This is a genomic window from Sulfurimonas gotlandica GD1 (assembly GCF_000242915.1).
Taxonomy (GTDB): domain Bacteria; phylum Campylobacterota; class Campylobacteria; order Campylobacterales; family Sulfurimonadaceae; genus Sulfurimonas; species Sulfurimonas gotlandica.
Map to the genome: position 1 here is coordinate 2229493 of NZ_AFRZ01000001.1, position 24401 is coordinate 2253893.

12 protein-coding genes, 1 tRNA gene and 3 rRNA genes are annotated in these 24401 nt (G+C 34.8%); 9 read left to right on the top strand and 7 right to left on the bottom strand.

The window, feature by feature from the left end; genetic code table 11:
• The first annotated feature begins 1 nt into the window (after nucleotide 1).
• The 6 genes from SMGD1_RS11010 to rrf all read left to right on the top strand — a co-directional run bounded on the left by SMGD1_RS11010 (nucleotide 2) and on the right by rrf (nucleotide 7373).
• Nucleotides 2–772, top strand: coding sequence for an LOG family protein (locus SMGD1_RS11010; RefSeq protein WP_008339223.1), 771 nt, complete (start codon nucleotides 2–4; stop codon nucleotides 770–772).
• A gap of 3 nt (nucleotides 773–775) precedes the next feature.
• Nucleotides 776–1807, top strand: coding sequence for a tRNA 2-thiouridine(34) synthase MnmA (gene mnmA, locus SMGD1_RS11015; RefSeq protein ID WP_008339531.1), 1032 nt, complete (start codon nucleotides 776–778; stop codon nucleotides 1805–1807).
• A 425-nt stretch (nucleotides 1808–2232) separates the two neighbouring features.
• Nucleotides 2233–3748, top strand: a 16S ribosomal RNA gene (locus SMGD1_RS11020).
• A 111-nt stretch (nucleotides 3749–3859) separates the two neighbouring features.
• A tRNA-Ala gene (locus SMGD1_RS11025) sits at nucleotides 3860–3935 on the top strand.
• 232 nt (nucleotides 3936–4167) lie between these two features.
• A 23S ribosomal RNA gene (locus tag SMGD1_RS11030) occupies nucleotides 4168–7063 on the top strand.
• A 194-nt stretch (nucleotides 7064–7257) separates the two neighbouring features.
• Nucleotides 7258–7373 (top strand): 5S ribosomal RNA (gene rrf / locus SMGD1_RS11035).
• Together the 16S, 23S and 5S rRNA genes with 1 tRNA gene alongside form the textbook arrangement of a ribosomal RNA operon.
• 65 nt (nucleotides 7374–7438) lie before the next feature.
• Here rrf and SMGD1_RS11040 read toward each other — a convergent pair.
• Nucleotides 7439–8521, bottom strand: coding sequence for an AAA family ATPase (locus tag SMGD1_RS11040; RefSeq protein WP_008339596.1), 1083 nt, complete (start codon nucleotides 8519–8521; stop codon nucleotides 7439–7441).
• 194 nt (nucleotides 8522–8715) lie between these two features.
• On the opposite strand from SMGD1_RS11040, the gene SMGD1_RS11045 reads away from it, so the two are divergent.
• From SMGD1_RS11045 to SMGD1_RS11055, 3 genes are all read left to right on the top strand, one after another.
• The gene (locus SMGD1_RS11045; protein ID WP_008339368.1) at nucleotides 8716–12684 is read left to right on the top strand and encodes a hypothetical protein; all 3969 of its coding nucleotides are present in this window, start codon (nucleotides 8716–8718) and stop codon (nucleotides 12682–12684) included.
• 86 nt (nucleotides 12685–12770) lie between these two features.
• Nucleotides 12771–13856 carry an AAA family ATPase gene (locus tag SMGD1_RS11050; protein WP_008339590.1) on the top strand — a complete coding sequence of 362 codons (1086 nt, stop codon included), beginning with the start codon at nucleotides 12771–12773 and terminating at the stop codon, nucleotides 13854–13856.
• Nucleotides 13857–13902: 46 nt separating this feature from the next.
• Nucleotides 13903–14547, top strand: coding sequence for an SGNH/GDSL hydrolase family protein (locus SMGD1_RS11055; protein WP_039920240.1), 645 nt, complete (start codon nucleotides 13903–13905; stop codon nucleotides 14545–14547).
• Here SMGD1_RS11055 and SMGD1_RS11060 read toward each other — a convergent pair.
• Genes SMGD1_RS11060 through SMGD1_RS11085 form a run of 6 tightly spaced genes read right to left on the bottom strand, consistent with a single transcriptional unit; the run spans nucleotide 14542 to nucleotide 24388 of the window.
• Nucleotides 14542–15579, bottom strand: a complete 1038-nt coding sequence (locus SMGD1_RS11060) for a serine hydrolase domain-containing protein (RefSeq protein WP_241761479.1) — start codon at nucleotides 15577–15579, stop codon at nucleotides 14542–14544. The genes SMGD1_RS11055 and SMGD1_RS11060 overlap by 6 nt on opposite strands.
• A gap of 2 nt (nucleotides 15580–15581) precedes the next feature.
• Entirely contained in the window at nucleotides 15582–18425 is a 2844-nt protein-coding gene (locus tag SMGD1_RS11065) for a CapA family protein (RefSeq protein ID WP_008339267.1), read from the bottom strand.
• A gap of 39 nt (nucleotides 18426–18464) precedes the next feature.
• On the bottom strand, nucleotides 18465–20276 hold the full coding sequence (locus SMGD1_RS11070; protein WP_008339370.1) for a glycoside hydrolase family protein: 1812 nt from the start codon (nucleotides 20274–20276) through the stop codon (nucleotides 18465–18467).
• A gap of 6 nt (nucleotides 20277–20282) precedes the next feature.
• Nucleotides 20283–20888 (bottom strand): response regulator transcription factor, encoded by a 606-nt coding sequence (locus SMGD1_RS11075; RefSeq protein ID WP_008339434.1) that lies wholly within the window; start codon nucleotides 20886–20888, stop codon nucleotides 20283–20285.
• A gap of 1 nt (nucleotide 20889) precedes the next feature.
• Nucleotides 20890–22230, bottom strand: coding sequence for an HlyD family type I secretion periplasmic adaptor subunit (locus SMGD1_RS11080; RefSeq protein WP_008339257.1), 1341 nt, complete (start codon nucleotides 22228–22230; stop codon nucleotides 20890–20892).
• The gene (locus SMGD1_RS11085) at nucleotides 22214–24388 is read right to left on the bottom strand and encodes a type I secretion system permease/ATPase (RefSeq protein ID WP_008339402.1); all 2175 of its coding nucleotides are present in this window, start codon (nucleotides 24386–24388) and stop codon (nucleotides 22214–22216) included. The genes SMGD1_RS11080 and SMGD1_RS11085 overlap by 17 nt, the downstream gene beginning before the upstream one ends.
• Nucleotides 24389–24401 lie beyond the last annotated feature (13 nt).

Here is a 24401-nt window from a genome sequence, read left to right on the forward strand (position 1 = left end):
AATGAAAGCTAATAAAAATGAATTAGCAAAAAAGTATATAAAAGACATAAAGTCAGCTGACGTTTGGAGTGTCTTCAAAATTATTGCTGATTTTGTAAAAGGCTTTGATGAACTTGGTGAACTAGGACCAACTGTTACAGTGTTTGGTAGTGCAAGAACTAAAAAAACTCACCCTTATTATAAAAAAGCTCAAAAATTATCTTCGATGCTAGGTTCACGCGGTTTTAACATTATGACAGGCGGTGGACCTGGAATTATGGAAGGTGCTAACAAAGGCGCTATAAAACATCATGATGTTGAATCTATTGGTTTAAATATTGATCTTGCATTTGAACAAACAGCTAATCCTTTTACAACAAAAGATTTAAGTTTTGATTACTTCTTTTCAAGAAAAGTAATGCTAGTAAAATACTCTATCGCATATGTTATCTTTCCTGGTGGTTATGGAACATTGGATGAACTATTTGAAGCATTAACACTTATTCAAACTAGAAAAGTGACAGGTGTTAAAGTCTTTGTAGTTGGTGTAGATTTTTACAAACCACTCTTAGATTTTATTGAGAAAAAAATGTTAAAAAATGGCATGATAGATGAAGTTGACTTTGAGTTGATTAGATTAACAGATGATTTGAAATTGATTGTTAATGAGATTCAGCAATCATTGCTTGAACAGATTAAAATGCTTCAAGACGTTGGTCTAGGAGATAGTCAATACTGTAAATCACTTTCAGAATCTTCCGCAAGTAAGAATATAAAGACTAAAGATATATAAAATATGAAAAAAAATAAAAAAGTATTAGTTGGTATGAGTGGTGGTGTAGATTCTACAGTATCAGCTTTACTATTAAAAAAAGACGGTTATGATGTTGAAGGTTTGTATATGAAACTTCACTCAAAACCAGGTTATCATGAAGTACACTTATCACGAGCACAAAAAGCAGCTGATTTTGTAGGTATGAAATTACATGTTTTAGACCTACAAGAGACATTTAATGAAAAAGTTTTTCAACCATTTATAGATACCTATGCCGAAGGTAAAACACCAAATCCATGCGCTCTGTGTAATAGAAACCTAAAGTTTGGTGAAATGGTTAAGTTTGCTGATTTAATTGGAGCAGACTATGTTGCAACTGGACACTATATTAAAACAGATGGAAAATATTTTTATCAAGCTGCTGATGATACTAAAGATCAAAGCTATTTTCTATTTTATGTTCAAAAAAACGTTCTACCTAAACTTATCTTCCCACTTGGAAGCAGACATAAAAATGATATAAAAGAGTTTGCTGCATCTATTAAAGGACTGGAGTCTTTTGCATCTCAAGGGGAATCTAGTGAGATATGTTTTGTTGAAACTACATATACGGACCTTTTAAAAGATTATGTAAACGTAGATAATAGCGGTGAAGTTTTAGATAGAGATGGTAATGTTGTGGGTGAACATAAAGGTTATATGCATTATACAATTGGAAAACGTAAAGGTTTTACAGTAAAGGGTGCACACGAACCTCATTATGTACTGAGTATAGATGCTAAAAACAATCAAATCACTGTAGGCAAAAAAGAAGAGCTTGCTTGTAACAATGTAACTATAGAACACCTTAACATGTTTAATGATTCAGATGAATTTGATACAACTGTTAAGTTAAGATATAGAACAATAGCTGTACCTTGTCATGTAAAGATCGAGAATAACAAAGCAACAGTCACATTAAAAGAGAGTGTATACGGTGTAGCAACTGGTCAGGCAGCTGTCTTTTATGATGATGACAGGCTAATTGGTGGCGGTTGGATTTGTGCAGTTTAATGCACAAACCAATTACAACTAAAAACAATTTGAAAACTTTCCAAAAACTTCCCAACCGATTAAGATTCTTCTAAGCAACAACCCCCTATAATTCCCATCCACAAACAAAGAGACCTTGTCAAAAAGGCCTAGAGAGACTTCGAGTTGAAGCTTTTGAGATTGTTTGAGATCATTGAAAACTAAGCAAGTAAATAGACTTAATAACTAACGAAACAAGTTAGCGATTAGGCATTAATAAGTTTACTTAGAAATAACTAATTAACAACAACCGTCTATTCTATTTGAATCCAGCAATGGATCCCAATAGTATAGATACATACAAAGTCCACAGACTGTTCACGCGGTTTGTGGCAACAAAGCCAATGATTTTTAAATCTTGGGCAAAGATCAGTAATTTCACAGCAATGTGATCTTTACATAATTCAATTATGGAGAGTTTGATCCTGGCTCAGAGTGAACGCTGGCGGCGTGCTTAACACATGCAAGTCGAACGATGATTAAGAGCTTGCTCTTATGATTAGTGGCGCACGGGTGAGTAATATATAGTTAATGTACCTCGAAGACCGGGATAGCCATTGGAAACGATGATTAATACTGGATACTCCTTCTAAACTCAAGTTTAGTCGGGAAACGTTTTTTCGCTTCGAGATCAGTCTATATCCCATCAGTTTGTTGGTGAGGTAATGGCTCACCAAGGCAATGACGGGTAGCGGGTTTGAGAGGATGATCCGCCACACTGGTACTGAGACACGGACCAGACTCCTACGGGAGGCAGCAGTGAGGAATATTGCACAATGGGGGAAACCCTGATGCAGCAACGCCGCGTGGAGGATGACGCATTTCGGTGTGTAAACTCCTTTTATGAGTCAAGAAAATGACGGTAGCTCATGAATAAGCACCGGCTAACTCCGTGCCAGCAGCCGCGGTAATACGGAGGGTGCAAGCGTTACTCGGAATCACTGGGCGTAAAGGACGCGTAGGCGGGCTTGTAAGTCAGATGTGAAATCCAATGGCTCAACCATTGAACTGCATTTGAAACTACGAGTCTAGAGTATGGGAGGGGGAGATGGAATTAGTGGTGTAGGGGTAAAATCCGTAGATATCACTAGGAATACCGAAAGCGAAGGCGATCTCCTGGAACATTACTGACGCTAAGGCGTGAAAGCGTGGGGAGCAAACGGGATTAGATACCCCGGTAGTCCACGCCCTAAACGATGAACACTAGTCGTCGGGATGCTTGTCATCTCGGTGATGCACTTAACAGATTAAGTGTTCCGCCTGGGGAGTACGGTCGCAAGATTAAAACTCAAAGGAATAGACGGGGACCCGCACAAGTGGTGGAGCATGTGGTTTAATTCGAAGATACGCGAAGAACCTTACCTAGCCTTGACATTGATAGAATCTTTCAGAGATGAGAGAGTGCCCTTCGGGGAGCTTGAAAACAGGTGCTGCACGGCTGTCGTCAGCTCGTGTCGTGAGATGTTGGGTTAAGTCCCGCAACGAGCGCAACCCTCGTCCTTAGTTGCCAGCAGGTTAAGCTGGGCACTCTAGGGAGACTGCCTTCGCAAGGAGGAGGAAGGTGAGGACGACGTCAAGTCATCATGGCCCTTATGGCTAGGGCTACACACGTGCTACAATGGGGCGTACAGAGTGTTGCGATACCGCGAGGTGGAGCCAATCACTTAAAGCGTCTCTCAGTTCGGATTGGAGTCTGCAACTCGACTCCATGAAGCTGGAATCACTAGTAATCGTAGATCAGCAATGCTACGGTGAATACGTTCCCGGGTCTTGTACTCACCGCCCGTCACACCATGGGAGTTGATTTCACCCGAAATTGGGAAGCTAACCTTCGGGAGGCTACCACTTACGGTGGAATTAGCGACTGGGGTGAAGTCGTAACAAGGTAACCGTAGGAGAACCTGCGGTTGGATCACCTCCTTTCTAGAGTAAAGAGAGATCATTCGTTTGATCATCTTACAAAGAAAATCTCACAGAGATGTTAGTTATTAGTTTATTACTTGCTTAGTTTTCAGTGATCTAATCATTTGAAATGGGGGGTTAGCTCAGCTGGGAGAGCGCCTGCCTTGCACGCAGGAGGTCAGCGGTTCGATCCCGCTACTCTCCACCATTTCATTTTTTTATAAAGCGTTAAAATCAAATATAAGTTCTTAAATATAAGAGTTTATATTTGGTTTTAAAACCAAAAAGTTCATTAAATTATAATTGTTAAAGTCAACATATATAAGAGATAAAAGAATTTATTCAATTATTAATTATATTACTAAATAACTACAAAATCAACAGGATCTGTCTTGGATGATGTATAAGTACATTAAACAAGGTAGTGAACGCAAATTAGAAAAAAAGATATTAAGGGCCATAGGTGGATGCCTTGGCTAGTAGAGGCGATGAAAGACGTATCAGGCTGCGATAAGCCTCGGGGAGCTGCCAAAGAGCTTTGATCCGGGGATTTCTGAATGGGGCAACCCAGCATGGTGCGAATCATGTTACCCTTTCGAGGGGGCGAACTCAGGGAAGTGAAACATCTCAGTACCTGAAGGAAAAGAAATCAAACGAGATTCCCAAAGTAGCGGCGAGCGAAATGGGATTAGGGCTGTTAGTGATAATATATTTGTTAGGTGAACACTTTGGAAAGAGTGAGCATAGAGGGTGATACTCCTGTAACCGAAAACATTTATATGGTACTAGATTAACGAACGAGTAGGTCGGGACACGTGTTATCTTGACTGAATATGGGGGGACCACCCTCCAACCCTAAATACTACTACTAGACCGATAGCGAACAAGTACCGTGAGGGAAAGGTGAAAAGGACCGCGGTGAGCGGAGTGAAATAGAACCTGAAACCTATGGCTTACAATCATTCGGAGCACTATTGTCGTAAGACAAGTGTGACGGACTGCCTTTTGCATAATGAGCCTGCGAGTTGTGGTATCTGGCAAGGTTAATCGAACGAGAAGCCGTAGCGAAAGCGAGTCTTAATAGGGCGAATTAGTCAGATGCTGCAGACCCGAAACTAAGTGATCTATCCATGAGCAGGTTGAAGCTGGTGTAAGAGCCAGTGGAGGACCGAACGGGTAAAGGTTGAAAACTTTTCCGATGACTTGTGGATAGGGGTGAAAGGCCAATCAAACTTAGTGATAGCTGGTTCTCTCCGAAATATATTTAGGTATAGCCTCGAGCATTAGCATGAAGGGGTAGAGCACTGACAGGGCTAGGGCTGCTTACCGCGGTACCAAACCCTATCAAACTCCGAATACTTCATGTGTAACCTCGGGAGTCAGGCGGTGGGTGATAAAATCCATCGTCGAGAGGGGAACAACCCAGACTAGCAGCTAAGGTCCCAAAGTCTTGTCTAAGTGGAAAAGGATGTGGAGTTGCTGTGACAACCAGGAGGTTGGCTTAGAAGCAGCCATCCTTTAAAGAAAGCGTAACAGCTCACTGGTCTAGCGATTCTGCGCCGAAAATATAACGGGGCTAAGACAAGCACCGAAGCTCTAGATTTGAGATTTATCTCAAGTGGTAGGAGAGCGTTCCATTCAGCGTTGAAGGTACACCGGTAAGGAGTGCTGGAGCGGATGGAAGTGAGCATGCAGGCATGAGTAGCGAGAAAAGGGATGAGAATTCCCTTCGCCGTAAACCCAAGGTTTCCTACGCGATGCTCGTCATCGTAGGGTTAGTCGGGACCTAAGTCGAGTCCGAAAGGGGTAGACGATGGCAAATCGGTTAATATTCCGATACCGACGGTTGTTCGTTTGAGTGATGGGGGGACGCATAGAGTTAATCGAGCTCGCTGATGGAATAGCGGGTCGAAGGACGTAGGTCGAGAAGTAGGCAAATCCGCTTCTCATGAGACCGAGATCTTACAGGCCGAGCAATATCTTCGGATAGCGCTTGGAATCGATGATACTGTCGTGCCGAGAAAAGCCTCTAAACGAGAACAACCGTTGCCCGTACCGTAAACCAACACAGGTGGGTGAGATGAGTATTCTAAGGCGCGTGGATGAACCCTGGTTAAGGAACTCTGCAAACTAGCACCGTATCTTCGGTATAAGGTGTGCCCTGTTTGTTAGGAGATTTACTCTCCAAAGCGAATAAGGGTCGCAGCAAAGTGTCCCTCCCGACTGTTTACCAAAAACACAGCACTCTGCTAACTCGTAAGAGGATGTATAGGGTGTGACGCCTGCCCGGTGCTTGAATGTTAAATGGATTGCTTAGCTTTGCGAAGGCATGAAATGAAGCACAAGTAAACGGCGGCCGTAACTATAACGGTCCTAAGGTAGCGAAATTCCTTGTCGGTTAAATACCGACCTGCATGAATGGCGTAACGAGATGGGAGCTGTCTCAACCAGGGATCCAGTGAAATTGTAGTGGAGGTGAAAATTCCTCCTACCCGCGGAAAGACGGAAAGACCCCGTGCACCTTTACTATAGCTTGACACTGCTATTGGGATATTCATGTGCAGGATAGGTGGGAGCCATTGATTCTACGACGCCAGTTGTAGATGAGGCATCCTTGAGATACCACCCTTGAATATTCTGATAGCTAACTCCGTACAATTATCTTGTGCGAGGACAATGTCTGGTGGGTAGTTTGACTGGGGCGGTCGCCTCCTAAAAAGTAACGGAGGCTTACAAAGTTCGGCTCAGGTGGGTTGGAAATCCACCGTAGAGTATAATGGCACAAGCCGGACTGACTGTAAGACATACAAGTCGAGCAGAGTCGAAAGACGGTCATAGTGATCCGGTGGTTCTGTGTGGAAGGGCCATCGCTCAAAGGATAAAAGGTACGCCGGGGATAACAGGCTGATCTCCCCCAAGAGCTCACATCGACGGGGAGGTTTGGCACCTCGATGTCGGCTCATCGCATCCTGGGGCTGGAGCAGGTCCCAAGGGTATGGCTGTTCGCCATTTAAAGCGGTACGCGAGCTGGGTTCAGAACGTCGTGAGACAGTTCGGTCCCTATCTTCCGTGGGCGTAGGAACGTTGAAGAGAGCTGACCCTAGTACGAGAGGACCGGGTTGGACATGCCACTGGTGCACCAGTTGTTCTGCCAAGAGCATCGCTGGGTAGCTACGCATGGATGAGATAACCGCTGAAAGCATCTAAGCGGGAAGCCAACTTTAAGATGAACGTTCCCTGAAGTACGCTTGAAGACTACAAGCTTGATAGGCTGGGTGTGTACGCAGAGCAATCTGTTTAGCTGACCAGTACTAATAGTACGTTTGTCTTTTTTTTAGTTCACTACCTTGTTTAGTGTATTACATAATATACATATAGTTATTTAGAAAAAACATGTTGACTTTAGTCCTATGCTTTGAAATGGCATACGACACACGACAATCATAACTTAATGAGAAATCATTAATACCCCTTTATTGACTCAAAACAGTCAAGTAAAAGAACATCTAGGTGTCTTTTTACTTGATTGTCTAGGTGGCTATAGAGAGAGGGAAACGCCTGGCTCCATTCCGAACCCAGAAGCTAAGCCTCTCATCGCTGATAATACTGATCCTTGCAGGATTGGAAACGTAGGTCGCTGCCTAGTTGATCAATTTTACTTTCTCTTCTTTACTTAATTAATCATATTTATATTAAACATGACCTACATATTTACTTTTCATATCTTATATTGTCAATATTTTCACTTAATAATGGAAAATAAAATATTTTTAATTTATTTATTAACCCTTTTTTACTTATACTTTTATTTATTTTTTCTTTACGTATTTTACTGCATTCCTGTAAATCATTAAATGAAGTTAAAAAAACAATTACATTAATTATATGTGTTTTTTTAAACACATCTATCCATACTTTTCTCTGTATTGGTCCAAGATTTGGATTATCTATGATAATATCAATGTTTTTAGAGTTAATTGCTTTATTTTTCATTTTTAAATCTAGAGCGTCTATTTTATTTTTTATATCTTGATTGTTTCTCATATAGTTATATGCTTCATCATAACTATTTTTGTTGTATTGTTTTCCTATTTCTTCAACTGAAGAATCTCTATTTATTGCCAACGCACCATTATTATGCTTTTCTACCCAAGTACTTTTTTTAGAACATGGTGGCCCAACTAAAATGGTTACTGTGTTTTTTTTATTTTTAGTGATTTTAGTTTTATTTTTGATACTTTTAAATAAATCTATAAATTCTTGCATATATTCTTTATTATATAAATGAATTCTTGATTCATCTATCTTTCGTCCTTGTAAATCACACCGTACATATTGTGTTAACTCTATTAGTATATTCTCTTCATATTTGAATTGTTCTAGTAGTTTTTTCAGTGATGGTCTCTTATATTTTATGTGGTCAATAATTATATATTGATAAGAAATAATTTTAAAAATTTTTATCTTTTCATCATCTGTTAAGTCTGTTTTGTTTAATACATCTATTGATATGAAAACTGATACACCTTCAAAGTTTCCAAATGATACACGTTTATGTTCTTTATTTTCACTTCTAGTGTATATTCTACCTATATCATGCAAGATGACTGCCCATTTAACAATATTTGAGCACTTGTATTTTACAGTATTGGTATATGCCATCATAGTGTGAGTCCATACATCACCCTCAAGGTGATGCAGATTTAAATTATCTTTATCGTATGAGTAAGAACAAGCTTTCATCTGATCTACTAGATCATGATTTTTTTTAATAAACTCGTTTAGTATTTTCATAATATAGCTCTATTTATGGATTATATATTTAAACATAAGTTTGTGAAATTCAGTAAACTTAGGATAAAATTTTTCGTAATATCGTTATATATTATAACCTCTTTAATATTATCTCTATTGTACTTGAGTCCAATGTACAAATATCATTAATTATCGTACTATAATATAATTAATTTGTTTTCGAGGAGTATATTATGTCTAAGGTAATAGGAAAAATAGAAAGTATAGATGGAAAGTTTTATGTAAAAGCTGAGGATGGTTCGCTTCGTGAGATTTCAAAAGGCGATAATATCCATGAGGGAGAAGCTATTGTTGGAGATAGCTCAAATAAGGCTATTGATAGTGTAATTGTTTCTATGAAGGATGGTTATGGTGATATTGTAATTCTTGGAAATCAAGAGCAACTATTTGATTCTTCTTTAGCATCTGAAGAATTCGCTGAGAATGAGACAGTAACTCAGCCGAACTCTATAAAATCAATGTTAGATGATCTTGGTGAAACAGATGATATTGATAACCTTGAAACTGCAGCTGGAGGAGAAGGTGGTCCTCAATCATCAGAAGGTGGTGAAGCTAATTTTGCTGATGTAAATAATGCAAGTGTAGATATTAATGCAGATTTACGTGAACGAGAATTTGATAATACTCCAAGAGAAAAGCAAGATGAGAATGTTGAAGATAATGATCGTGCAGAAAGAGATAGATTATTAGACACTGACACAGATACTGACACAGACACTGACACAGATACAGACACTGACACTGACACTGACACAGATACAGACACTGACACTGATACAGACACTGATACAGACACTGACACAGATACAGATACTGATACAGACACTGATACAGATACTGACACTGATACAGACACAGACACTGACACTGACACAGATACAGACACTGACACGGATACAGACACTGATACAGACACAGATACTGATACAGACACGGATACTGACACTGACACAGATACTGACACAGATACAGACACTGACACAGATACAGACACTGACACAGATACAGATACAGATACTGACACGGATACAGACACAGACACTGACACAGATACTGATACAGACACGGATACTGACACAGATACTGACACAGATACTGACACTGATACTGACACTGATACAGACACAGATACTGACACGGATACTGACACTGATACAGACACTGACACTGACACTGACACAGATACAGACACTGACACAGACACGGATACTGACACAGATACTGATACTGATACTGACACAGACACTGATACAGACACTGACACAGATACTGACACAGATACAGACACTGACACTGACACTGACACAGATACTGACACTGATACAGACACAGACACTGACACTGACACAGATACAGACACTGACACGGATACAGACACTGATACAGACACAGACACAGACACAGATACAGACACGGATACAGACACGGATACTGACACAGATACAGATACAGACACAGATACTGACACTGACACAGACACTGATACAGACACAGATACTGACACTGATACAGACACAGACACTGACACTGACACAGATACAGACACTGACACGGATACAGACACTGATACAGACACAGACACAGACACAGATACAGACACGGATACAGACACGGATACTGACACAGATACAGATACTGATACAGACACAGATACTGACACTGACACTGACACAGACACTGATACAGACACAGATACTGATACAGACACGGATACTGATACAGACACAGATACAGACACAGATACTGACACAGATACAGATACTGATACTGACACAGACACAGATACTGACACTGACACTGACACAGACACTGATACAGACACAGATACTGATACAGACACGGATACTGACACTGACACAGATACTGACACAGATACAGACACTGACACAGATACAGACACTGACACAGATACAGATACAGATACTGACACAGATACAGACACTGACACTGACACTGACACTGACACAGATACTGACACAGATACTGATACAGACACTGATACAGACACTGATACAGACACAGATACTGATACAGACACGGATACAGACACTGATACAGACACTGACACTGACACTGACACAGATACAGACACTGACACGGATACAGACACGGATACTGACACAGATACTGATACTGATACTGACACAGACACTGATACAGACACTGACACAGATACTGACACAGACACTGACACAGATACAGACACTGACACTGACACTGACACTGACACAGATACTGACACTGATACAGACACAGACACTGACACTGACACAGATACAGACACTGACACGGATACAGACACTGATACAGACACAGACACAGACACAGATACAGACACGGATACAGACACGGATACTGACACAGATACAGATACAGACACAGATACTGACACTGACACAGACACTGATACAGACACAGATACTGACACTGATACAGACACAGACACTGACACTGACACAGATACAGACACTGACACGGATACAGACACTGATACAGACACAGACACAGACACAGATACAGACACGGATACAGACACGGATACTGACACAGATACAGATACTGATACAGACACAGATACTGACACTGACACTGACACAGACACTGATACAGACACAGATACTGATACAGACACGGATACTGACACTGACACAGATACTGACACAGATACAGACACTGACACAGATACAGACACTGACACAGATACAGATACAGATACTGACACGGATACAGACACAGACACTGACACAGATACTGATACAGACACGGATACTGACACAGATACTGACACAGATACTGACACTGACACAGATCCTGATCCTGACGGATCTAAAGATGGATCTAAAGATGGATCAAAAGATGGTTCAAAAGACGGATCAAAAGACGGATCAAAAGACGGATCAAAAGATGGTTCAAAAGACGGATCAAAAGACGGATCAAAAGACGGATCAAAAGATGGTTCAAAAGACGGATCTAAAGATGGATCAAAAGATGGTTCAAAAGACGGATCTAAAGATGGATCTAAAGATGGATCTAAAGATGGATCAAAAGATGGTTCTAAAGACGGTTCAAAAGATGGTTCAAAAGACGGATCAAAAGATGGTTCAAAAGACGGATCAAAAGACGGATCTAAAGATGGTTCTAAAGATGGTTCAAAAGACGGATCAAAAGACGGATCAAAAGATGAAAAAGAAAAAGATGACAACTCTGATGCAAACGGTAAAGGTGGTAATAAACACGACCGTGATGACAAAGATAAAGACTCTCAAGAGAATGCTGAAGATAAAAAATCTGATGATACTAAAGAGTCAGTAGAGACAATTAGCTTTAAAGAATCATTTGAAGATAATAACTATAGTGGTACATGGAGAGTTGTTAACGATAAAGACTGGGATGAAACAAATGGTATTGAAGTTGAAGATTCAGGTTTAGTTACAACTGCAACAGATGGCGATAAAATTGCTGAGCTAGACGCTCATCAAAATACTACAATATCTAAAGACTTTGATACTTCTGGTACTGATGAACTTACTGTTTCACTAGATTATCAACCAAGACAAGATTCTGAATCAAGTGATATGAGTATTACTATCAATGGTGAAAAATATGACCTAAGCCATGATGGTACAGCTTCTGAAGGCGTTGTGATTACAGAAGGTGAAAATGGTTGGTCAAACTACTCTATAACTCTTGATACAACTGATGTAGATGAAGTTTCTCTTGAAATAGCTGGAGAAGGTACAAGTGATAGTTACGGAGCATTAATTGATAATATTGAAGTTCATGGTACTGCAGAAGTAGCTTCTGACGCGAATGCTGAAGATAACAATACTTTCATAATGCAAACAGAACCTGATATTGATTTTGCTAGTATGGATGGTGAAAGCATAGATACTATTGACATGACAGCAGGTAAACATGAAATTTCATTAAGTATCGGAGATGTTCTTGATATGACAGATTCTGATAACACACTTCGTATAGATGGTGATGATAAAGATGAAGTGAATCTTGAAGGTGAATGGGTATTAGGAGAATCAGTAATAGTTGATAGTGGAGAAACGTATAATGAGTACACTGCTACTCTTGATGATGGTACAGATGTTACACTAGAAATTAGTCAAAACATTGATGTAGAAAGTTAGTATTTAAATTATCTAACTAATTGAGCTTTAGAATCACTTTTACTCAGTGATTCTAGAGTATAAGTATTTTAAAGTATTGGTTAAAAATGATAAAGTGGTTCATTGAACATTTCCCTGAATATGTTGCTAAAATGCGAGAGTGTAGTTACCATTATGAAAATATAGTTTTTAATCTTCATCACTTAGAAGGTGATGTATGGTCACATACTGTCATGTCTTATAATTTAGGTATAAAGCATAAAGTAAAAAGAACTATTTTATGGGCTATACTTTTACATGACTTAGGAAGAGTATTCACAAGGAAAGTTGATTCTGAGAATTCTAAAGTAATATTTGGAGATTTTGAAGGTGTGTCTTCTTTTGTAGCTTTAGAAATTTTAAAAAAAGCAAATGTTCCAGAAAATGAAATCATAGAAATAATAAAAATAATTTCATTCCAATATACAATAATTGATCATATAAAATATAACGATCCTTCTTTTGATGAGCTGAGTAAAATGTTTATATATGAAGAAGATTTGTTTAAAGATCTATTTGAATATGTTAGATGTGACTTGTTTGGCAGAATAATAGACGAAAGTAAAATAGAATATTATGATATTAATAGGGTTGAACAATCAATAAAAAAAATAAACCAAATTTCTAAAAATAAAAAAATAAAAACTACTAAGAAAAATATTTTGTACATATTGGTAGGACCACCGTGTTCTAGAAAAAGCAGTTGGGTTAATAGAAAATCAAAAGAATTTATTATAATAAATAGAGACTCTTGTGATGAAGAAATAGGTAAAAAGTATGGGAAACATAGTTATGATGAAGCATATGACTTTGTTAAAGAAAATCCTGATGTAGAAAAAGAAGCTGATGAACTATATAAAGCTAAAAGAGAGTTTGCTAAAAATTCAAAGAATAAAAATATAATTATAGATAACCCTAATCTCATGCTCTCAAATAGAAAAAAATGGATAACACCATTTCTAGATACACATACAATAAAAGTAATTGTATTTTTAGATTCACTAGAAAATATAGTCAAGTGTAGTAAAAAACGTTCAATTGAAATAAATAAGTATATTGATGAAAAACTCATAATAAGTAAGTTAAAAACCTTTTATTTTCCACTATATTCTGAAGGAATAGATGAAATAAAATATATCTTTAATAAAGAATAATATCTATTATAGTATTTTTGGTGTGGCTTGTTTGGTATAATAATAAATGAAAAAAAATAATAGGATTCTATTTCAAGGTGATTCTATAACTGATATGAGAAGAAGTAGAGGTGATAATATAAGTCATAACTTAGGGCATGGCTATGTATATATTATCGCTTCATATTTATCTTTGAACTATCATTTTAAAAATTACTCATTTATAAATAGAGGGGTAGCACAAGATAAAATTGAGGATATATCTAAACGATGGCAAAAAGATGCTTTGTCATTAAAGCCAGACACTCTTTCTATTCTAGCAGGCATTAATAACATAGGCTCTATAGTTAATGATAATGGCACTACAGATTTAATTAAATTTAGAGATATTTATATAGAATTGTTAAATGACTTTAAAAAAGAGATGCCAGGTTCGTCTATAATTATTTGTGAACCATTTTCTCTACCTGTTGATAAAAGAATGAAAAATTGGACTAAGAGAAAAGAAGTTCTAAATGAAACACATGATATATTAAAAGAGATATCGAGTGATTTAGATATACAATACATAGAATTACAGTCTGTATTTGAAGAGGCTTCAAAACTTAAACCATACGAGTATTGGCTATATGATGGTGTTCATCCATCACCGGCTGGTCACGCATTAATAGCTAAAACATGGATAAAAGAAGTTTTGAATATAGAGTTATAATAATTTTGAATTTATTATTTTGAAAAATAAATTTTTAAATTCTTTTGTATTAATGCGATTAGATTTTTTTATATCTACTAGATGAACTATAACTATATTTAATTTTGGTAAAATAACAAGCCATTGTCCACCAAATCCTCTAGCACAATATATATCTTTACTACTCCACCACATGTATCCATAAGAATTACAAAATTTATTATCAAGTATAGTATATTTTTTAAAACTTTCTTGAATCCATTGTTTAGAAATAATACTATTATTATGCCATTTACCATTGTTTTCCATTAATAAACCAAATCTAGCTAGGTCTAAAATATTCATTCTAAAGGGGTATGCTGGATGTATAGATGATTTTTTATCATATACATATCTCATGTCTTCTAATTTAAGGTTTTGCATTTTAATTTTGTCAGCGATATCATTTTTAAATGTTTTGAAAAATGATTTTTTTGTTTCTTGTTCAAATATTGTAAGTAGTGTATTAAAGTCCCAATTATTATAGTACCAATATTCATTTGCCTTATGACTTCCTCTTAAAGGTCTTATTTCTTTCATTTTTTTTGTTTCGTATGCTGCTGGATGATAAACACCGGATCTAGATTTTAATAAATCTGAAATTTTTGCTTCTCTCTCTGTATCAGTCAAGTTATTTATATCATTTATATTTAATTTTTGTAGTGTAGAGTTAATATCAATAGTTTTGTTCAGTATATATTTTCCATATGTAGCACTTAATATACTTTTTCTTATTGAATATAAATTATATTTTTTTTTCAAGTCCCCCCAACTATATACTATAACACCATTTTCTATAATGAGAACGCTACTTCTTGATATGTTTTGTGAATATTTTTTTGCTTTTGCTAATTTATTTATTGACCAACCCATATAGCTAGGATGTTTTATTTGTTCCCAGCTTTTTTCTGGAAAATATATTTTTGATTTATTATAATCGCTTAGAAGTTCTAATGCATTTAGATTAAGTAATAATATAAAATAAAAAAATAATAATTTATATAAAAAATTCAAATTTATTTCTTACCATCCCAATCAATCCCTGAAGTATATTTTGGTACTCCATAACTTACTACTTCTATGTTTCCTATATATACTTGCTTGTCTAAATTATTCTTATTTAATGAATTAAATTTCATATGCTCTTTTTTTGAAAAATTATAAAATCCAAAATATAGTTTATAAATCCCAGTTGTCAGATTAGGTTTTGGTCTTACAACTGCGTAATCTAAAACTAAATCATTTTTTTCCCAGTGTATAGGATTATATATTCCATTAGATATTGGATGAAAATCTTCGAAACTATCTAGGTTATCAATATGTTTACCATATATTTGTATTTCCCATCTATCCGTAGATAGTGAATGATATGGCATAAGTAGATTTTCAATTAAAAAACCTGTTCCCTGCCTAAATATTTCAGTTGTTTTAGATGCAATTAATTTAAAGGAAGTATCAAAAATGATATCTATTTTATTGTTTGATACCCACTCTGGCATAGTCTCCAAAAGGATGTTTGGTTTTTGGATATTTTCTAGGTTTATTGATTTTATTTTTTTAGTGCTATTATAAACTTTTTTTGGTGTTTTCTTATCTTCTATAGGTTTTGAATTATTATAAAATTCAATTACTAATTTATCATCTATATCTGCAAAGAAAATATCTTCAGATATTTGCTTTGTAAGATTGATGAATTTTTCTTTATATAGATTATTCTCTTTAACATTTTTTATAAAGTCAACTTGACCATTCTTAAGTTTTAGTGGATAAATTTCAACTTTATTAAATCCTGATTTATCAAACTCTAATACAAAACAAGCTGAATTATTTAGCTCTTTATGCCCAGAAATATTATCAACTAAAAAAGTACCCATATCATAGATGATAGGTTTATTTTTGTATAGTTCTATTCCATGTAATAGATGCGATGAATGACCAATAATTGCATCGTACCCAATATCAATAATATCTCGTGCAAATTGTTTTTCTTCATAACTTGGATATGATGTCCAGTTTTTTGTCCAATGAGGAGACAAAATAATTAAATCAGCATAGTTATTTGCTTCTTTATATAATTTTGTAAGTTCATTAATGATTTTAACTTTATCGGTAATATGAAAAACACCTGCTTTTGATTTAGTAGCACAATATTTATCTGAATCCCAAAATGTGAAAATTGATATAAATGCTAAGGTGACATCCCCAACTTTTACATATTCTGGTTTTATAGCTTCTTCATAATTACTACCACTTCCTGGAGTGGCTATATCTAAATCATTAAAAATATCTTTTTGTTGTTCTAGCGCAGAACTACCATAGTCAATACTATGATTATTTGCTGTTGTCAATATATTTATATCTAAATCAAGAAGTATATTAGCTAACTGAGGAGATCCTCTAAAGATAAATGGTCGTTTATCACCTTTTGGAGCGATAGTACCTTTGTTTGATATTACAGTTTCTAAGTTAGTCATTACAACGTCACATTGTTTTGTAAGTGAAGGTAAATCTCCTAGTATCCACTCTTTTCCATACTTTTCATAAAAGTGGTGCATTCGTCTTGCTAAAATACAATCTCCACTTGCAAATAGTTTATAAGAAGGTAGGTTGTTTGTAACTTTACTTAATTCAGTTTTAGCAATATCATTAAACTTTGTCACAGTACTAGTATCTTTTTTAAATTCTAAAGCTTTATTGAAATATTTAATAGCAGAATAATAGTTCTTATTCAATAAATTCAACCTACCTGTTTGGAATAAAAAACCAAAGTTATTTGAATCTTTTTCTTGAATCTTTTTAAGATATTTCATAGCTTCATGATATTTACCTTCTTCCCTTAAAGATATTATTAGTTTCATAATATGTGCTTTTTTCTCAATAGTAGAAAATTTGAGAGCATTTTTAAATTCTAGTGAAGATTTATGGTAGTCTTTTCGTTTAAAGTGAATTAAACCTGCATCAAAATGTGGATGTTCAGTATTGTAAAATATTTCAAATGATTTTTCAAGTGATTCGAGAGCATCATCATATAGCTTTAGTTTTATTTGTATTTTACCTAAAAAAGCCCATCCTGCACTCCAAGATGGCTCAGCTAAAACTATTTCTGTTAAAGTATATAAGGCTTTGTCATATTCTTCGTTATAAAACTGGAGTACGCCTTCTCTTGTTAATTTAATAATTTTATCATTTGAAAATATATCATATGATGGTATGGAATACTTGAATTCATAATTTTCAAGTAAATGAGAATTTAAAACTTTTTTCATGAGATTCATTTTATTGAAATAATACATAATATCATGCGGAGCACCATAGATACATTTTAGTGATACGTTCTCATAGTTATTCATATAAGACAAATGATAGATGTCGCCTAAATCTTCACTCCCAAAATATATGGTTAATTTACTTTTATTGTAATTATCTAATACTTTGTATAAGTTGTCATATATTATTTCATTCATTGTATATGGATTGTTAGGCATTCTAGAATCCAGCATTATTTGAGGTCCAAAAGCTACTATATAGCCAACATCTAATTTCAAACCAAATAAAATTGCGGCATATCCACCCATACTTGAACCAAACATGGTTATATTCTCTGGTATAAAATTATCTGTTATTTTTTTAATAATGCTTAGTAAATCATCTGCATCTTTTGAAAATTTTTCAATAAAACCGTTGTACCAGTTTTTTCTATGATCTCTAATGAAAAGTTTATTTGTTTTATAGTCGGAAAATAATTTATAACCAGTAAAGCTATTTGCATTAACACCACTAAAAATTATTATAAGTTTATCAGAGGAGGGTTCTTCAATAAATAAACAATTTTCGTTGTTATAAATATTTTTATTTATCATTATGTTCCCAATTATTTATTTATATAATTTACTAATAATCTACAATGTTTTATAAAGCCTACTTAGAAAGCAAGCTGCATGTTGAACACTATCAACTCTAACCCACTGGCGAGTTAGTTTAAACCTAAAACTATGAAGAGCTTTGTTATTTGGATGAGAATATGTTGATTCTTCTGAATTAAATGTTTTCATAAGTCCTTTTGCACTAAGTAGCATATTGTTCATAATCCATTTGGCTTTTTCTTCATCTTTAATGTATTTTGCTAAATAGTATGCACTTACAATACCTTCACACCTTGAAGCATCGTGATATACATGATCACCATAATCGTAATAAAAACCACCAATATAGTCCTTATTTGTCTGTAGAGTATTTTCTTCAGTATACATGTGTTCTAGCATAGTTTTAGTATCATTAAATACAAAGTCAATATAATTTTGTTTTTTAAATCCATCTACTTTTATCCATTCCTCTATAGCTTGCATAAGCCAAGCATCTGCAGGAAGTGAATCAAATAAATAGTCATATTTAATCGGTCTCACATCAACTAAGAAATCAAGAGCCATTTTTGATTTTATCTTAATATCTTCTTTTAAATTTTTTTCAATATCTTTTGTGTGTAAGTAGTAAAGAGCTAATCCTAATAGTGCTTCACCTGGATAGTAAAATGAAAATAATTCTTTTTTAATATCATCACTTGGATTTGTTATAGCTTTGCTATTATTGAATTTTGGGTGAATATAATAGCCTATTAATTCACCGTCTTTGTCTACTCTGCTTAATATATGTCTGACAAGACCATCCATCTCTTTTCTGTAGCACTCATCACCTGTCTTTATATAGTAGTGCATTATAGCTACAAGGCCTATGCCAGCGCCGCCAAGTTTCGATTTTTTATTAAAAAACGGATAACAAGCAAACTCTTTTTTGTATTTATGAGTTCTAAATGTAGATAGTAAAAAATCTATAGACTCTTTTGCTTTTTGCAAATATAGTTTATTTCCATTAAGTTCATATCCACGTATTAATGTAACTGTTCCACCACTATGTCTTAGTATATTATTGTACAGTGGGTCTATCATATCTGGATGCATATCATCAACTATAGTATTTTTGTATGAATCATAGTAATATAAAAAACTTCCATCTTTATTCATGTTTTTAATAAGCCAGTCTATACTTTTTATAGTTTTTTTAGCAATAATGTCCTTGTTAAATTCAAGCTCTAATGGATAGCCTCTCTCTAATTCCATAATTCTATCTTCAAAAGAAACATATGCTTCAGACTCTATAAAAGTGTACTCTATAGGCTCGCATCTCATAAAGTTAACTCTCTCACTTATTTTATCTGTAAGTTTTGAAACTCCACACTGTTTAGAGAGATAATTTAGTAATTGATTCACACTCATAATTGATTTTGTATATCCGTCTGTTGGCATAAAAAATCTAGTCACACCTTTGTATTTATATATTAATCCATTAACACCAGGTTCAAATCTATTTGGAGAGTTCATATTTAATGTAGTTAAATTTCTTATATTACAGTCATATTCTTTAGTGACAATTTCAAAAAGAATACGGCATTTTTTAGTATTGCTAATTGAGAAATTAGAAAAGTTATTATTTTCTTTTAGTTTTTCTATTACTCGGTTTAGTGTTTTTGAAAGTGTATCTCTTCTAGAACCCCATCTAACAGAATTATTGTTTTCTTGAAAAAGAGTTATGTAGACTTGAGAAATAGTTTTGTCAAAATTAAATAATGAATCATACTTATCCATTAGTAAAACATCAGTTTCTAAGGAGATTCTGATGTCAGAGAAAAAAGAGTTTAAGTCTTTAGAATTTCTCATATTTTATTATTTTAGTAAAAGGATTAATGAAATTCTATCATTTATATGCAGTTTAGAAAATATAGAACTTATATGTGCTTTTACTGTTCTTGTAGTTATATTAAGCTCTGAAGCAATCACATCATTAGTTAATCCATCTAGAATAAGGTATATTACTTCTAGTTCTTTTTGCGAAAGCCTATTTTCTATCAATTCCAAAGCATCTCTATTTAGAGATTGTTTATTGCTAGTTTTAGCAAGTTCTGCTGTTAGTTCAGGGTATGTCCAAATATTACCTTCAGAAACTGTCTTAATCATTTGATTATAGTGATGAGTTAGCATCCTTGAATTTCCATATGCTTTTATTCCACGCAATATTAACATTTTACCTGTCACAATTGCAGGAGATTTTTCTAAAACGATTAAGTTATTTGGAATTGAACCTGAAGATATCATAGTGTTTAATTCAGAAGCAATGCTGTCATAGTCAGCAATGATAATTAAGTTATTGTAATCGTTAAGTTTATCACTTAAAGAATCAACATCTGAGCATACAATACTGTCTGTTACAGCATGTCTTTGTTTCCATTCATTTATAATATCCATATTAGAGCTGAAAAATAGAATATTCATTTTATCTCTCCGTAAAAACATATTGTTTTGATTTTAAAATAGGTTTTAAAATATACTGCATAACAGTTTTTTGGCCGGTTACAATATCAACATTTACAGTCATACCGGGAATGATTTGTAATGGATGTTCTTTTGTTCCAAGGTAATTTTTCTCTGTCTCTATATGGATTATGTAAAAAGTATTTTCTTTGCTATCCGTAATAGTGTCAGGTGATATATTTACAACTTTTCCGATTAATCCACCGTGAATAGCAAAGTCATATGCTGATACTTTTACTTTAGCTTCTGCTCCAGGATGTAAAAATGCTATATCACTTGGTTTGATTTTTACCTCTAAAAATAGTTTCTCATTCGTTGGAACTATTTCAACTAAATCATCACCGGGCTTAATAACCCCACCAACAGTATTTATAAATAGCTTTTGAATGATACCATCAACCGGTGATTTAACCATAGTTCTTTCAACTTGATCACTAAAGGCAACTTGTTGCGTTTCAAGTCTTGATAGTTCAGCTGTAACTTCGTTTAGCTCCTTTTTAGCATTGTTTATAAATAATTGTTTTGACTCTATACGTTTTTGTCTATATTCTGTAATAGCAGAAGCTAAACGAGGAAGTGAAAGTTCAGCTGCTTCTATGTCATTTTCTATGCCGTTAGCTTCTCTTTTAAGCTTTAAAAAATCAACTTTAGACTTTACACCTTCTCTTACCATAGGTGCAGTCATAGCAATCTCTTCAGAAACATATTCTAATGATTTTTTTAAAGATGCAACTCTGGCTTTAGCTTCTATATACTCTTGTTTTCTTTGCTCTATTTGTTCCAGAAAAGAGTTGTCTTTAGCATTAAATTCTAATTTAGATGATTCATAAAGCTCTTTTGCTAATTTTATTTGTGCTTTTAATTCAGGAAAAGTTGTTTCCATATCTTTAAACTCTAGTTCATTTGCTTCAGCATAAAGTCTTAATCTTTTTGCTTGAAGCTCTTGAAATTTCATCTCATTTGTTTTTGATGAAGAGGTAGATTTAGCATTACTGATTTTTAGGATTATTTGATCCTTTTTAACACTTTCACCCTCTTTTACCAAAATAGACTCAACTATACCACCCTCTAAATTTTGTATAACCTGATTCTGACCATAAGGGATAACATCTCCATTACCTCTGGTAATCTCGTCTATCTCAGCTAAAGAAGCCCAAATTATAAGAAGAAAGATAGTAACTATCCATATCTTAAGCACTCTACTAACTCTCGAAGGCGTTTGAACCAAAATAGCAGAACTAAGACTATTCATAAATTCATAGTCTTTTTCATTATACTCTACAGGCTTATTTATTTTTTTCAATTTTGTCACCTTTGCCTTGTAGTTTTTTTAATGCTTCCTCTTTTGGGGCATCTATATATATTTTACCATCATTGAGTACAATAACTCTATCTACTATACTTAATAGTGTCATTTTCTGAGTCACAAAAATTGAAGTAGTTTCTTTTAGGTTTCTTTCTAAATTATCAAGAAGTTTTGATTCTGTTAATTGATCCATAGAGCTACTTGGCTCATCCATTAACATAATAGGCGTGTCAACTAAAAATGCACGGGCAATACCAATACTTTGTCTTTGCCCACCAGATAGACCTTGTCCTCTTTCTCCAATTGGCATCTCATAGCCTTTTGGATGTTTTTTGATAAACTCTGAAGTCCCACTTATATTTGCAGCACGTATCATCTGCGCATCACTTGCATGCGTGGCACAAAAGGTGATATTGTCTTTAACTGTTCCTCGAAATAGCATGATATCTTGAGAAACGTAACCTATATTTTTTCTAAGGTCTGCAGGGTCTACCTGCTTAATATCAATACCATCTATAAGAATTTGTCCAGAATTTGGTTCATAAAGTCCTAAAATTAGTTTATGAATAGTACTTTTACCTGAGCCAATACGACCAATAATAGCAACACTTTCGCCTGGTTTTATTATAAAAGAGACGTTTTTAAGTGCTGGAACATCAGTATTTGGATAAGAAAATGTTACATCAACAAACTCAATATGTCCACTAAAGTTTGGTCTTTCAAGGAATTTTTTACCATTTGGTCTTTCACTTGGTTGAGATATGATTTCATTGAGTGTATCATACGATGTTTTAGTATTTTCATAGTTAGTAAGTATAGAAGCAACTTGTCCCATTGGAGCTAGTGTTCTTGAGGTAAGAATTACTATCGCTATTAGTCCACCCATTGATAGTTCAAACTCTTGGATAAGATATACACCATAAACAATAATCATTACAGTATTTAATTGAATAAAAAGTTGAGTAATTGTAGGAATTGAAGCAGAGAGTAAACGAGATTTAAAGCTTCTGTTAGCTATTTCTCCAGTAGATTCTTCCCATTTCCATTGCGATTGACCTAGACTTCCGAGTGTTTTTAAAGTCTCTATATTGTTAAGTGTCTCTATTAGGATAGAACTCTTCTTTGCGCTTGCTTCATGAGTGCTCTCAATACTTGCACGCAGAGGTTTTTTGATAAGTATTGCATAAAGAAGGATTAAAAACATAGTAGCGATAGGAATAAAGACAATACTTCCTCCGATATAACCGATTACAGCTAAGAATATAACAGCAAACGGAAGATCGATTACAGCAGCCATAGTAGCATTTGTTAAAAAGCTTCTAATGGAGTCAAAGTCTTTTAGATTACTAGAAAATGAGCCAACTGAAGCAGGATGGTGAGCCATTTTTAAATCTAGTACTTTTTCAAAAATGATAGATGACATGATAATATCACTTTTTTTAGCGGCACTTTCAAGGAGATAGGTTCGAGTGAACTTTAAGAATGTATCGATTATGTAGATTATACTTACACCAATGGCAAATACCCAAAGTGTTTCAATAGCGTTATTTGGAACAACTCTGTCGTAAACATTCATTGTAAAAAGTGGAGATGCTAGAACAAAAAGGTTTATAAGAAGTGAAGCGTAAAGAACATCTTTGTATACACCCGCAGATAATTTTATAGTACTCCAAAACCAGTGCTTTTGATCCAAGTTTAGAGTTCTTGAATTTTCATTTGCATACTCAAAAGCTTTTTTAACCATAAAGCCATAACCTATATACTCATCTTCTAGTACATCAAAATCTACCCACTGCTCAACTGCTTCTTCCGCTGGCATTATTATTTTTACCTGACTTCCATCTTCACTGTATCTATCTAAGATACAAGCACTTTGGTTTGAAAGTAAAATTATCATAGGAAGTTGTAGCGGTGATATTTGTGAAAGTGGTTTTCTAATAAGACTTGATTTCAAGCCTGCCTTTTCTGCTGCACGAGAGAAAAGACCTTTTGCATTGTTAATAGAAAAAAGTTCAGGTGCTTCAGCCCCTGGTTCTATAGGTAGTCCAGCAGTTAATGCTTCTGCTGAAAAAGGTTTGTGATATAACTTTGTAAATAGAACCAAGCACTCAAGCAAGGAGTCCATTCTTAAGTTATCTGCACTTGTTATAAGCATATGTTTTGGCCTT